The organism is Acinetobacter sp. EKM10A (genome assembly GCF_011075215.1).
GTDB classification, from domain to species: Bacteria; Pseudomonadota; Gammaproteobacteria; order Pseudomonadales; family Moraxellaceae; genus Acinetobacter; species Acinetobacter baumannii.
In genome coordinates, this window is the sequence record NZ_JAALLK010000004.1 from 168201 (window position 1) to 182228 (window position 14028).

Annotated in this window: 10 protein-coding genes; 5 read left to right on the forward strand and 5 right to left on the reverse strand. The window is 40.5% G+C overall.

Features of this window, described 5'->3' with window-relative positions; translation table 11 throughout:
• Positions 1-8 precede the first annotated feature (8 nt).
• Positions 9-1121: a dimethylsulfone monooxygenase SfnG gene (gene sfnG / locus G9371_RS07255; protein WP_029424085.1), complete on the reverse strand. Its 1113-nt coding sequence runs from the start codon at positions 1119-1121 to the stop codon at positions 9-11.
• Positions 1122-1165: 44 nt separating this feature from the next.
• Positions 1166-1903 carry an FMN reductase gene (gene msuE, locus G9371_RS07260; protein WP_000145860.1) on the reverse strand — a complete coding sequence of 246 codons (738 nt, stop codon included), beginning with the start codon at positions 1901-1903 and terminating at the stop codon, positions 1166-1168.
• 376 nt (positions 1904-2279) lie between these two features.
• On the opposite strand from msuE, the gene G9371_RS07265 reads away from it, so the two are divergent.
• Complete coding sequence (locus tag G9371_RS07265; RefSeq protein ID WP_001023261.1) at positions 2280-2930, forward strand: response regulator; 651 nt, start codon at positions 2280-2282, stop codon at positions 2928-2930.
• A 42-nt stretch (positions 2931-2972) separates the two neighbouring features.
• On the opposite strand, the gene G9371_RS07270 is transcribed toward G9371_RS07265, so the two are convergent.
• Positions 2973-3740, reverse strand: coding sequence for a hypothetical protein (locus G9371_RS07270; RefSeq protein WP_001026732.1), 768 nt, complete (start codon positions 3738-3740; stop codon positions 2973-2975).
• Between the two features lie 393 nt (positions 3741-4133).
• Entirely contained in the window at positions 4134-7631 is a 3498-nt protein-coding gene (locus tag G9371_RS07275; protein ID WP_001089744.1) for a PAS domain-containing hybrid sensor histidine kinase/response regulator, read from the reverse strand.
• A 183-nt stretch (positions 7632-7814) separates the two neighbouring features.
• On the opposite strand from G9371_RS07275, the gene G9371_RS07280 reads away from it, so the two are divergent.
• From G9371_RS07280 to G9371_RS07295, 4 genes are all read left to right on the forward strand, one after another.
• A complete protein-coding gene (locus G9371_RS07280) occupies positions 7815-8147 on the forward strand; it encodes a DUF485 domain-containing protein (RefSeq protein WP_000372818.1) in 333 nt (110 codons plus the stop codon).
• 1 nt (position 8148) lies between these two features.
• Positions 8149-9864, forward strand: a complete 1716-nt coding sequence (locus G9371_RS07285) for a cation acetate symporter (RefSeq protein ID WP_000871885.1) — start codon at positions 8149-8151, stop codon at positions 9862-9864.
• Positions 9865-10031: 167 nt separating this feature from the next.
• On the forward strand, positions 10032-10724 hold the full coding sequence (locus tag G9371_RS07290; protein WP_001256565.1) for an ion channel: 693 nt from the start codon (positions 10032-10034) through the stop codon (positions 10722-10724).
• Between the two features lie 165 nt (positions 10725-10889).
• On the forward strand, positions 10890-12857 hold the full coding sequence (locus G9371_RS07295; RefSeq protein ID WP_001139472.1) for a BCCT family transporter: 1968 nt from the start codon (positions 10890-10892) through the stop codon (positions 12855-12857).
• A gap of 58 nt (positions 12858-12915) precedes the next feature.
• On the opposite strand, the gene omp33-36 is transcribed toward G9371_RS07295, so the two are convergent.
• Positions 12916-13815 (reverse strand): porin Omp33-36, encoded by a 900-nt coding sequence (omp33-36, locus tag G9371_RS07300; RefSeq protein WP_000733005.1) that lies wholly within the window; start codon positions 13813-13815, stop codon positions 12916-12918.
• Positions 13816-14028 lie beyond the last annotated feature (213 nt).

Sequence of the window (14028 nt, forward strand, 5' to 3'; positions counted from 1 at the left end):
TGGAGGTTTTAGGCTGATTTAGCTTGAATTTCTACCTCCTTTTCCTGTTGTAGTTCTAACTGACGAATGAGCGGCAGAACTTTTTCACCAAAGTATTCCACCTCTTCAATAAAGTGTAAGAAACCTGAAAGAACCAAGTCGACACCTACATTTTTAAGCGCCACAATACGCTCTGCAATTTGCTGAGGTGTACCAATTAAATTGGTTTTAAAGCCATCGTTATATTGAACTAAATCTTCAAAAGTTGATTTTGCCCAGTTGCCTTCTTGTTCTGGTGAGGCCGCACCCGCTTCACGAGTTGCATCGCCAAACGCGTTGACTGCTTCAGTGTTGGCTTTATCAATAATTTCTTGAAGTACTGCTTTAGCTTCTTCTTCGGTATCTCGAGCAATAATGAAAGCGTTCACCCCAATTTTAACTTGATGGTTATTGGCTTTTGCTTTAGTACGAATATCTTCGATCTGTTTTTGAATTTCTTCTACAGTATTACCATTGGTGAAATACCAGTCAGACACTCGAGAGGCCATGTCACGTGCGGCACGTGAACTACCACCTTGAAAGACTTCAATATGTGGTTTTTGCAGAGGTTTTGGCTTAAGTGTGTAGTTCTGGAATTGGTAATACTTACCATCGAAACTATAGTTATCGGTGGTCCAGATTCCTTTTAGCGTGCGAATAAACTCTTCAGAGCGAACATAACGCTCATCATGCTCAGGCCATTCTTCGCCAATAGCATCAAACTCACCTCTGAACCAGCCACTTACCACATTAATGGCAATACGACCTTGAGTTAGATAATCAATCGTTGCGAGTTGTTTAGCTGCAAGTGCCGGTTTCCAAGGGCCGGGCAGAATAGCCGCAATCACTTTAAGTTTCTCAGTTTTTGCAAGTAATGCATGACTGAAACTCACAGATTCATGCTGGTTTTCTGCCCCGTACCCTGCCGTAAAACGAATTTGGGTGAGCGCATATTCAAAACCATTGTTTTCGGCTGCCTGTGCAAGTCGAACATTGTAGTCATAACTCCAGTCTGTACGCTGTTCGATGTTACTTACGACAAGGCCACCGCTTACATTTGGTACCCAATAAGCAAATTTAATTGGTTGTTGTAATTGCGTCATGGTGCTCTCTCCCCATTCGTTATTTTTATTTAGCTATATTGCGCTTAGGCAACATGCGTTAATGATTTACCGGACTTATGATGCAAACGAGATTCTGCTGCATCGAGATTTGGTACAGCTGCTGAAGGCAATACTTCTTCTTGCTCAATTTGCTTATTAATACCGAGCTCTTGATTCGCTTGCTGAGATTTAGGTTTAACCACTTCAGCACGTTTACCTTTCGCTGGTGCCCATTCTAAAATTGGCAATGCACGCGCTACGGCTAGCGTAATACGGTCAGATAACTGTTCACTTTTCACCGTATATTCAGGAGTAAAGTCGCGATCTGTTGCGTATACGCCAATTGGTAAAGTTTGCGCCTGAAAGAAGCTAAACAATGGGCGAAGCTGATGCTCTAGTACGAGTGCATGACGATCACTACCACCTGATGCAGCTAAAAGTACAGGTACATCTACTAATGCAGTTTGTTCAACGAAGTCAAAAAAGTGTTTGAAAAGGCCTGTAAAAGAAGCACGGTAAACAGGCGTACCAACAATTAAGGCATCTGCTGCTTCAACCGCTGCAAGGTCATCTTGTACGCGCTGTGGAAGCTGGTTGCGATAAAATGCGCCGCCTAATAAGGGCCCGATTTCACTCAATTTAATAAAGTGAACTTTAATATCAATTGCTTCAGATAACTCATCAAGAATGGCCTGAACCAGACTTTCGGTTTTAGATGGCGTATTCAAACCACCAGAAACAGCAACAATATTTAAGGGTTTTGATGATGTGATACCAGTCATGATTTGGTTCCTAAGCCTAAAAAAGAAGATTGGACTTATTAATCAACAATGCTGGCGAACTGTAAAATAACGAAATTGGTCAACCTTATCAGTTTTAAATATAAAACCCGAATAGTTGATTTTTATTATTTAATAGCGAGTTAAATAACTGTTTTTATTTTATATAATTATTGATGATATATTTTTTAGAATAAAAATAAAGCTTATATAAAAAACAGATTAATTTTGATTAAAAGGTAAAAAACATCTGAAAATCGAAGCAAAGGTCTGTATTTAACAACATTTTGCATAAAAATGGATAAGATGAGCATATCTTTCATCTAAATAGTAGGGTTACAATAGGCCATACTTATGCTCAAGATTACTTTAATCGCTTATGAATATTTTAATCGTTGATGATCATCCTTTGTTTCGTCATGCTTTGATTCAAGCAGTACGTTATAGCCTGCCGCAGGCACAAATTCATGAAACAGCTTCGGTTGATGAGTTTTATGAGCGTTTGGAAAATGGGGCAGAACCTGATCTGGTATTACTCGATTTAAACTTACCGGGTGCTTCAGGCTTTTCGGCTCTGGTCTATGTAAGAGCACAATATCCATCTATTCCTATTATTGTGGTTTCTGCACACGAAGAAGCGTCAATTATTCAACGTGCAATTGCGCATGGTGCAATGGGTTATATTCCTAAATCGGCTCATCCAAGTCATATTGGCGAAGCAATCCGTCAAGTGTTAGATGGGGAAATCTGGTTACCGCCAAACTTGCCATCAAATATTAATCTTGATCCGAGAGCGGCAGATGAAACTGCTTTGGCTGAACGTATTCAGTCGTTAACGCCTCAACAATTCCGTGTTTTGATGATGGTTGCAGAAGGTTTATTAAATAAACAAATTGCTTATGAACTCGATGTTTCAGAGGCTACCATCAAAGCGCACGTAACGGCTATTTTTAGAAAACTAGGCGTACAAAATCGTACACAGGCTGTATTGGCAATTAGTGCATTAAATATTGAAGATAAAAAAATCTAAAATAAAAAAGACCTCAATTGAGGTCTTTTTTATATGTTCCACTTAGGCAAGGCAATCTTGCTTAGGTGTTAGGCTATCGCAGTACAGTGGGTTAAGAGCACATTGCAAATCATCAATTTGTTCTTGGGTCACATAGCCCTTGCTTTTTAAATATTCAGCTACACGGTCATCACGCAAGCTTAAGAACGCCGCATCATAAACACCTAAATCAACAAAGAGAGCTGCGGTTTCTAGGCTATTGAACCGGTCAAGGAAAATATCATTGCCATACATTAAGAAGATATGGTCAAGTTTTGCTTTTTCATCTACATGCAAACGTTCAGCAAGTTGATGTGGAGGTGTCTTAATAAACAGCAAGTCAGAAAGCTCATCGAACTGAGTCATATCTAACAGGTTTTCTCCGAGTTTGACATGACCAAGCCAAGCCTTGAAAACCAGAACAGCGCCACCGCGTAAAAGCATACTCCAGATTTGATGGCGTGTCTCATGGTCAAGGTTTTCACTTTCAGCAGTAAGAACTTTTAAGAAGTTCTCTTCTTGTTGGGCTAATTTATCAAATAAACCTAAGCCTTGCGGATGATAGGCAGCAGGCGCAAATACATCAAAATTTAGATCATGAAATACATTAAGTGCGAGAGGTACAGCACACTGATAAATAGTATTGAGTGCTTTGATATGTGCTTCGCTCAGCTTGCTATGCGGAAAAATACTTTGCCAATCTAACTCAGGAAGTAAGGCATTGGCACTGTATTGACGATAAAATTGTTGAGACGAGAGTTGCCCTTGTGGGGTGTTATCAGAAATATTCATGGCAGTTATCCTTTGCATTCATTCTAGAGCAGTGAAGCTATATAGATTGGAAATCGATTTGATAATTCGTTATACAATTTAAAAATTCGTTTTGAATATTTATGTGTCATGAAGAATGCAAGTAGAATACGACTAAAGTCGTATAAGATGATTTTTTGTAAATAATCTATTATAAAAACAATGATTTATTAAATTGTAACTAAGTATACAAGTGTTCACTTACAAAAAAGGTGGGCTTTGCCATAGAAAAAAAGGCATTGGAAATTTTGGTCAATGATTTACTGGGTAAAAGTAGACTTTTTGAGCAGTTCTGCCTATTGGCTTAAATTCAGTCAAACATTTTTGCCAAGAACCGCTCCCCAAACTTATTAAAGGTTGGGAAGCGATAAATGATTAGTCTGTCGTGCTGGCAATTTTAAGCCCAGATAACCATGCTCTTAATGAAGCAGGTTTTAACGGTTTTTTGAGTAAAACAATATTCAGTTCTTTTAATTGCTGCGGTAATTCAGGGTGCGAGTCCGCTGTAATTAAGGCAACAGGAACATCTTCTTGACGATTTTGAGTAATAAAATCAACGCCAAGTTGATTGTGGTTTAAGTGCTGGTCAATGAGCCAAACCTGAATATTCTCTTTTTGAATAATTTCTAGCGCCTGTTCAGGTTCAGTCGCTTTGAAAACTTGATAACCCCATCGTCCTAATAAACTACTCATTCCTTCAAGAATAGTTTCATCATTGTCTAGGCACAAAATACGGTAGGCTTTAGTTTTTAAAGGTACGGCTTGTACAGCTGGTGTTGCAACTTTTGGTGGCTCGACAATAGGTACTTCAATCATAAAGCATGAGCCTTTGCCCAACTCTGAGTAAACATGAACAGGGTAATTTAGCAAACCTGTCATACGTTGTACGATGGCAAGTCCTAGCCCTAAACCTTGTTCACCCCAAGGTGATAAATGCCCACAGCGCTCAAACTCTTGGAATAGCTTAATCCGTTGTTCTTCGGCAATACCAGGTCCAGTATCCCAAACCCCAATTCGAATATGTCCAGACTGCTGCGCAGAGCGGAGTACACCCACCACCACTCGACCTTTGGCGGTATAACGCAAAGCATTACTGACAAAGTTCTGAATAATACGACGAATCCACTGCGGGTCGGTATCGATCCAGAAAGACACATCGTGGACTTTCAGTGAGATATTTCGCTGAGCAGCGATCGATTTAAACTGCAACTCAAGATCACTGAGCAAATCATGCAACGGATAAGGTTGTCTCTTTGGCTGTATGGTACCGCCTTCCAAACGTGCAATATCGAGTAGGGCAGAGAGCATACTTTCTGCACCATAGAGTGCTCGGTCAAGCTGTTGTAGGGTCTGGCGGTCTTCTTCGGTTGAAATACTTTGCTCAAGAACAGTACTAAACAGACGAGCAGCATGCATAGGCTGTAATAGATCGTGACTTGCCGCGGCAATAAATCGACTTTTTGACATATTGGCCATATCAGCTTGTTCACGTGCAAGCTGTTGTTCAGTTAAGGCATCGGCAAGCTGTTGTGTTCTATCTTTTACGCGGGCTTCAAGCACGGCTTCGTTCGCACGGAAGGCCGTAATATCTGCAAATGTCGTTACAAAGCCTCCACCTGCGATTGGATTTCCTCGCATTTGAATTACACGGCCATCTTTACGAATACGTTCAAATTCGTGAGCACTTCCCACTTTCATCCAGTGAAGACGTTTACGCACATGTTCTTCAACTGAACCGGGGCCACATTCACCGCGTTCGGCGTTATAACGAATGAGGTCGGCAATTGGGCAGCCTACATAAACGAGGTCTTTAGGGTAACCAAACAGTTTTAAATATTGGTTGTTCCATGCGACCAAACACATATTTTTATCAACCACGCTTACCCCTTGGGTCATGTGGTCAATCATGGTCATAAGAAGGTTCTGATTAAAACGTTGCCACTGCGATGCTTGGTCTAAAATATTAGCCACTTGCCCTAAAGCAAGACCGTTATTAATCATTGCTGTTGTGAGCAATGTACGTGCAGAAGCGGCACCGATAATACCGGCCAGATATTGCTCGGTAAAACGCCACCACATGCCATTGGCAATACTATTTGGGTTGAGGGTGAGGTGATTTTGCTCACAAAAATTTTCGAACGCTTGCGTAGTGGGTTGCTCACCCGTAATTCTTTTGGCTAGGGCAAATAAATCACCCACTTTTAAGCGGGCCGCATCATGCGGAAGATAGGTTAAATCAGTAGATGTGTGCGGTGATGGTAAAGGCTTTGTTTCATAATAAAAGAAGCTTTCTGCCTGAATTTGTTCAGCGACGCTTGGCCGATAAATTTTTGAAATCCAGATATATAAAACAATATTTAAACCGAGTGACCAAATAACACCGTGAGTTAAAGGTGCAAATGACTCAAAACCAAATAAAGATTCCGGGCGTAGGGCATTAATGCCGAAAGGACCGAAAAGTAAAATACTTTGAGCAGTTTCCTGATAGGCTTCAGGCAAGCTACGCAAAATAGTTGGAAATAGTAATGTATAACTCCACATTAAAAATCCAATAATAAGTCCTGCATAGACGCCTTGACGGCTTCCGCCACGCCAATACAAACCACCAATCAGTGCAGGTGCAAACTGTGCTACAGCACTAAAGGCCAATAAGCCGAAAACTGAAAGTTGGTTAATGTCATTAAAGAAATGGAAGAATAAAAAGCCAAGTAGCATCACTGCAACAATACTGATACGGCGGCTAAATTTAAGAACTTTAGGTAAATGCTTATCGTGACGTGACAGCAACTTAAATCGCCATAGAGCAGGCATAATCAAGTCGTTACTGAGCATAATAGACAATGCTACTGATGACACCAGTAACATACCTGTTGATGCAGAGAACCCGCCTAAAAAGGCCAGTAATGCCAGCCACTCTTGGTTATAACTTAAAGGCAATGACAGCACAGCCACATCAGGCACGGTCAGAAACTTCGGTGCGGCATGTAAAGCCCAGCTTGCAATCGGAATAATGGCAAGAATAGTTAAAATGAGATAAACCGCGAACCATTTACGGGCACCGCGAATATGCTTCTCATCGCGGAGTTCGACCACAGCCACGTGGAACTGACGTGGTAAGCAAATAATGGCTAAACCTGCCAATAATGTTTGAATCCAGAAAGTTTCGGGTACACCAAAGAGCTGAACTTCCTGAAAAGTCTGGTTTACATCAGAGGTCATTTGGCTCAGGTTGGCCGGTGATTCAAAAATAAAAAATAAAGCGACACAAAGTAAGGCAAATAACTTCACAAATGATTCAAATGCAACCGCAAGCATGAGGCCGCCGTGCTGTTCCGTGTTTGCAATCTGCCTTGTACCAAAAATCATGGCTAAAATTGCAAGCACACTGGTGAGCAATAACACGCTGTTGGTCGTCGTATGAATATGCGAGCTTTGCTCCATAATGACCGAGGTACTTAAAGCAATCGCACGCAGCTGTAACGCGAGGTAGGGGATAATTGCAATAACGGCAAGAATAGTCACCAACGATGCGAGTACACCACTTTTACCATAGCGTGCCGCGACAAAGTCAGCGATTGACGAAATCGCATGATGCTGACGAACTCGACCTAGACGCCGCCAGATATCATAACCAAACCAGACAAATAACAGTGGACCTAAATAAATAGGTAAGAAGATAACGCCTTCACGTACGGCAGCCCCAGTTGCGCCATAGAATGTCCAAGAGGAACAATAGACACCTAAAGTTAAGCTAAATAAAAACATACGGCCACGCGTGCTAAGACGACTGGCATGCTTCTCACCAAAAAAAGCACAGACAAATAAAAGCGCAATATAAAGAGTGAGCACCCCAATAATCAGCCAGCTGTTCATATGACCTACATAAGTGAAACCTTATGCCTATCATAACCCAAGCCGAAACAAAGCTATAAATTGATTAAATTTTAACGACCAAAGTCTAAGTTACGACTGAGCTGGAATCTTGCTAACTTTAATAATGAAAAAATACATTAAAAAAAAGTGACCAAGGTTGGGCACTATGTAAGGAGTTTGGTTATGGATCAAAGCCAAGTAGAACAGATTCTACGTAATCCAAAGTTTCAAAAAATGGTCAAGAAAAAAAGTGCATTAAGCTGGACGCTCACAATCATCATGTTAGTGCTTTATGTGGGCTTTATGCTACTTGTGGGCTACAACAAAGAATTTTTGATGAGTTCCTTTAGTGGTGGTGTAACGACATGGGGGATCCCGCTAGGTTTAGGAATTATTGTTTTATCTTTCCTACTTTGTGGTGTGTATTCCTATATCGCAAATAATACCCTTGACCAATTGAGTGAAGAAGCGTTGAAGGAAGTTGAAGCCATCACGCATGAGAAAGGACTACACTAATATGAAATGGAATTCATTAAAAGCGAAAGCCTTATTGGCAGCAGCATCGCTATATTCAACTGTTGCTATGGCAAGCCCGGACTTAGGTGAAGCAGAACAGCAAGCCACCAACTGGCATGCCATTATCATGTTTATCATCTTTGTTGGCTTTACCTTGTTTATTACCAAATGGGCGGCTAAACAAACTCAATCGGCGCAAGACTTCTATACTGCTGGTGGTGGGATCAGTGGTTTCCAAAACGGTTTGGCGATTGCGGGTGACTATATGTCAGCAGCGTCATTCCTTGGTATTTCTGCAATGGTGTTTAGCTCAGGTTTTGACGGCTTGCTCTATTCACTCGGGTTCATGGTCGGTTGGCCAATCGTTTTATTCTTGGTGGCAGAACGCTTACGTAACCTTGGTAAATATAACCTTTCAGACGTAGTGTCATTCCGTCTTGAAGAAAAACCAGTTCGTACTTTAGCTGCTTTCAGCTCGCTTGTTGTAGTCGCGTTCTATTTGATTGCACAAATGGTAGGGGCAGGTCAGCTCATCAAACTATTATTTGGTTTGAACTATAACATTGCAGTTGTGATTGTCGGCTTACTCATGATGGCATACGTTATTTTCGGCGGAATGCTAGCAACCACATGGGTACAAATCATTAAAGCAGTGATGTTATTAAGTGGTGCAACGTTCATGGCCTTTATGGTGATGAAAGCGGTTGGTTTCAGCTTTAGTAACATGTTCACCCAATCAATTGAAGTGTTCAGTAAAGTTCATGATGTAAGCTTTGAAGATGCTGCAAAAATTATGGGACCAGGTAAACTTGCCGCAAACCCGATTGATGCCTTATCTCTTGGCTTGGCACTCATGTTTGGTACAGCAGGTCTTCCACACATTCTTATGCGTTTCTTCACGGTAAAAGACGCAAAAGAAGCGCGTAAATCGGTTGTCGTTGCAACAGGTTTTATTGGTTACTTCTATCTTTTAACTTTCATTATTGGTTTCGGTGCGATCCTTTTCGTATCAAACAACCCGCAATTCCTTGATGTTGCGAAAATGGCAATGACCGGCAAACTTGAGCTTGTTGGTGGTAACAATATGGCAGCCGTGCATTTAAGTGACGCTTTAGGCGGTGACTTATTCATGGGCTTCATTTCAGCAGTAGCGTTCGCAACGATTCTTGCAGTTGTTGCTGGTTTAACACTTTCAGGTGCATCTGCGATCTCACACGATTTATACGCTAACGTATTTAAAAAAGGTCAAACCACGCCAGCTTCAGAGCTTCGCATGTCAAAAATCGCGACGCTTGGTTTAGCAATCTTTGCCATGATTTTAGGTATTTTGTTTGAAAAGCAAAACGTAGCATTCATGGTAGGTTTAGCATTCTCTGTAGCGTGTTGTGCAAACTTCCCAATTCTTGTTCTTTCAATGTTCTGGAAAGGTTTAACAACTCGTGGTGCGGTCATTGGTGGCGTAGTTGGTCTTGTAACAGCGGTTGTACTCATTATTCTGTCTAAAGCAGTATGGGTAGATACTTTAAAAATCTCTGATACACCAATTAACCCGTTCAATGGTCCTGCATTATTTGCAATGCCTTTGTCGTTCCTTTGCTGCTGGTTCTTCTCGGTAACTGACAGCTCAGCACGTGCGAAAAAAGAACGCGCTTCTTTCGACGCTCAATATGTTCGTTCAATGACAGGTATTGGTGCTTCTGGCGCATCAGATCACTAATCAAAATATATTGAACATCTCAAAAAAGCCCTACGGGGCTTTTTTTATTTATCTCATTAAGTGTATTGAAAGAAGCTCCTTAATAAAGAACAACTTGTTTATCCTATTTTTTGTACAGTATGATTTTCTATAATCCAAAACATAATGAAAAAATGGAAAATAATTAAATGCGATCTATCATTGAATTCTGGTCGAGCTTTCGATTGTTGCCTTCTGCATGGCTGCTGTTGGTGCAATTCATTTTACTTATTCTGGCTATGCTGACTTTTGATAATGAGGCTTACAGGACCTTAACTTGGGCGCTAGGGGTACTTGCATTACTCATTATTGCTAAAGTTATTCGCCAAACACCCATGTTCACTTTTCTGGGACTCGCATTTGTCAGTGGGGCAATTATAGCTTCGGTCTTTATTTTATTGGGCTATAGCAATTTAACCATCCAGATTTTTGCCCATAGCTGTGAAGCCTTAGCTTACTTTTCGGCTGCTTATGGTTTATTTCGCTATATGTTTGCCGACCGATATTTAACCCGCGATGAGTTGTTTGCAGCTGCCGCAGTTTTTACCTTGCTGGCTTGGGGATTTGCATTTTTATATAACATTTGTCAGTTACTCATTCCTAATAGCTTTCAAAATCCAAACCACATCCATCACTTACAAACTTGGTTAGATTTACTGTTTTTAAGCTTTAGTTTGCAGTCCGCTACGGGACTGTCTGACTTAATGCCCCTTAGTCCACCAGCACGTGTTTTAGCGATGTTACAGATGTTTTGTGGAGTGATGTATTTGGCCCTAATAGTCACGCGTTTAATCGCTTTACAATATATCAAGCACACGCCTAAAAAGAATTCTGATAAATAAAGAAGGAGGTGTTTTAATTTATTTACACCTTTGTAACTGCAATATTATTTAAGTTTATTTAAAGTATTATCGGCTTTCTCTATTGAAAGATATAACTTTGTTCATTCCTGAATGTCTTTATTGGCTTTAAGCCTGTCATTTTCATTAAAATAACATGGAGGATTTATGCCTTCCAAACAAGCGAGTTGGTTCGCAAATGTTAATCCCAATGTCTTTTTGGGTACGGTCATTATTATTGCTTTGTTCTTAGCAGTTGTTGTGATCGCTCCGAGTTCTTTTGAACTTCTCACGCAACAGTTAAAACAGTGGATCACTGATTCTTTTAGTTGGTTCTATGTCTTATCGGTTGCCTTCTTTCTTATCCTACTCATTTATATTGCCTGTTCTGCGATTGGACGTATTAAATTAGGTCCTGACCATAGCCAGCCCGAATATAGTAACGGATCATGGTTTGCCATGTTGTTTACTGCGGGTATGGGTATTGGCTTAATGTTCTTTGGTGTGGCTGAACCTGTCATGCACTATGTCAACCCACCAAGTGGTGAGCCACAGACAATTGAGGCAGCACAACAAGCTTTACGTGTAACCTTTTTCCACTGGGGCTTACATGCATGGGCAATTTACGCCGTGGTTGGTTTAGCATTAGCTTATTTTGCTTATCGGCATAATTTACCGCTAAAAACCCGTTCAGCACTGTATCCACTAATTGGTAAAAAGATTTATGGACCGTGGGGCGACAGCATCGATATATTTGCGACCATTGGTACGGTATTTGGTGTAGCGACTTCTCTTGGGTTTGGTGTTACCCAAATTAACTCTGGTTTACATTATCTATTTGGTATTGAGCAAAGCACCACTACTCAGGTTTTACTCATTATTTTTGTGAGTATTCTCGCTTCATTATCTGTGTTCTTAGGACTAGATAAAGGGGTCAAACGTTTATCAGAGCTAAACTTAGTATTAGCTTTAATATTATTAGTATTCGTTTTTATCGCTGGCCCTAGTATTTATTTACTTCAGACCACTATTCAAAACACTGGGCAGTATATCTCTAACCTTTTTACCATGACATTCAATTTATATGCTTATCAGCCGAATGGATGGATTGGGGGATGGACGATTTTATATTGGGCTTGGTGGATTTCTTGGTCGCCATTTGTAGGTATGTTTATCGCAAGGGTTTCACGTGGTCGTACCATTCGAGAATTTATTGTCGGGGTACTCCTCATTCCAACAGGCTTTACCATTATCTGGATGGGCTTTTTAGGAAATGCTGCGTTATTTAGCATTATCCATGAACATCAAACCACTTTGATTCAGGCTGTTCAGCAAGACTCGTCAGTTGCTCTATTTGAGTTTTTAGGACACTTGCCATGGTCAGGTGTCATGAATATTCTGGCGACTATTTTGGTGGTTTTATTCTTTGTGACTTCTGCTGACTCAGGGGCATTGGTTACTGACTACTTAACAGCAAAAACAGAAAATTCACCTACTTGGCAGCGCCTGTTCTGGACAGTGCTTATGGCGGTGTTGGCTATTATTTTACTCTTGGTGGGCGGTCTTGCGGCGCTTCAGTCTTCAATCATTATGAGTGCGTTGCCTTTTACCGTAGTCATGCTGCTAATGAGTTGGGGCTTAATAAAAGCCTTGCATCTTGATGTCACTAAAATGATAGCAATTCAAGAAGCTCGCATTACACCACGCGCCATTCATAACCCTAGAAGCTGGCAGCAGCGCCTTGGTTTAATCATGCATTATCCTCATAGTGAAGAAGAGGTGAAGCAATATATTGAAAAGCAGGTTTCACGTGCTTTTGAAAATATTCAGCATGAGTTTAGACGCCGTCATCTTGAGGTGTCGATTAGTGAAGTGGAAGATGGTATGCAGCTTCGAGTCGATCATCATCATGAAATTAATTTTATTTATAAAGTTGTTTCACGTGAAACAGTACCTCCAAGTTTTTTAATTGGTCGTACAGAAGCAGAAGACGGTCAATATTTTCAAGCTGAGGTATTTTTGAGAGAAGGCGGACAAAACTATGATGTAATGGACTGGACTCAGGAAGATTTGATTCAGGATATTATTGATCAGTACGAACGTCATTTACATTTCTTAAATATCGTACGCAGTTAATAGCCATAAAAAAAGGACTCAATTGAGTCCTTTTTTTTAATTCAATTTCTAAATTAAATTAGAAACGGAATTTAGCATTTAAGCCGATAGTTTGTGTATCGTAGCTAGACTTTTTAACGTCAGCTTTCATGTAAGATGCACCAACTGCTAAAGCAGGAGTGATGAAGTAGTTTACGTTACCACCCCAAGCTTGGCGGAATTCACCAAGGTCATTACCTTTGATGTCAGCTTCGCCATCGTTACCCACGAAAGTAGCGCCAACACTTAACTTAGGAGTCAAGTAAAGGTCAGTTTTTAAACCGTATTGGTTTTCTTGACCGAATGCACCAGCAGCTTCAAAACCGATTGCCATGTTAGTTCCATCGATTGGACCAACATATTTAGCACGTGCTGTAACAGCATCTTGGTCGTTTTGGATAGCAGCAGTTTGGTTAACAGCAGAGTAGATACCGTTACCGATGATACCGAAGTTATCTAAAGCGAATTGGTTAGCAACACTTGTATAACCAACAGTCATTAAGAAGTTAGGTAACAACATAGCACCAACTTCTAATGCATAACGGTCACCGTTGTCATCTTTAGAGAAGTTGTTTTTACCATCAACATCAGTGTGGTTGTAAGTTGCGCTAGCATATACAGGAAGGTAAGGAGTTGGAACGTATGCCTCACCTTTAACACCGTATGTACCAATGTGGTAGTTTACGTTGTTTTGGTCATATTGTTGATAGCTATAACCTAAAGACACGCTAGAAGCTTGGTTTAAGAAAGCTGCTTCAGCTAAAGGACCCTTAGCTGTATCAACATTTTTCAAATAGAATGTACCAGCAACGTCACCAGTGAAGTTTTTATCATTTGCAGTTGTGTCAACATATTCAGATTGACCTTGAACTTCAAATTGATAAGCATGAGCACCGGTCATGGCTAATAATACAGCAGTGGCTAAACCAAGTTTTTTCATAATCATTTCCAGCATTAACAAGAGATAAAGCTGGGGTCATTGTATTGTAACAATTTATGAAGTCAATAATAGATGAAACGTAATGTTAAGGAAATTTGACACTTATGTTAAAAATGGTTAAAAAAACAACAATTGAAGTGTATTATGTCAACCTGCTAAAAAAATGAACATTAACAAGAGTCTAAACCTTAAGTTTCATAGGGAATTGACACT

Bases quoted from the DNA above. Each gene is read 5' to 3' on its own strand.
- sfnG (WP_029424085.1), bottom strand. From the start codon at position 1,121: ATGACGCAATTACAACAACCAATTAAATTTGCTTATTGGGTACCAAAT.
- msuE (WP_000145860.1), bottom strand. From the start codon at position 1,903: ATGACTGGTATCACATCATCAAAACCCTTAAATATTGTTGCTGTTTCT.
- G9371_RS07265 (WP_001023261.1), top strand. From the start codon at position 2,280: ATGAATATTTTAATCGTTGATGATCATCCTTTGTTTCGTCATGCTTTG.
- G9371_RS07270 (WP_001026732.1), bottom strand. From the start codon at position 3,740: ATGAATATTTCTGATAACACCCCACAAGGGCAACTCTCGTCTCAACAA.
- G9371_RS07275 (WP_001089744.1), bottom strand. From the start codon at position 7,631: ATGAACAGCTGGCTGATTATTGGGGTGCTCACTCTTTATATTGCGCTT.
- G9371_RS07280 (WP_000372818.1), top strand. From the start codon at position 7,815: ATGGATCAAAGCCAAGTAGAACAGATTCTACGTAATCCAAAGTTTCAA.
- G9371_RS07285 (WP_000871885.1), top strand. From the start codon at position 8,149: ATGAAATGGAATTCATTAAAAGCGAAAGCCTTATTGGCAGCAGCATCG.
- G9371_RS07290 (WP_001256565.1), top strand. From the start codon at position 10,032: ATGCGATCTATCATTGAATTCTGGTCGAGCTTTCGATTGTTGCCTTCT.
- G9371_RS07295 (WP_001139472.1), top strand. From the start codon at position 10,890: ATGCCTTCCAAACAAGCGAGTTGGTTCGCAAATGTTAATCCCAATGTC.
- omp33-36 (WP_000733005.1), bottom strand. From the start codon at position 13,815: ATGAAAAAACTTGGTTTAGCCACTGCTGTATTATTAGCCATGACCGGT.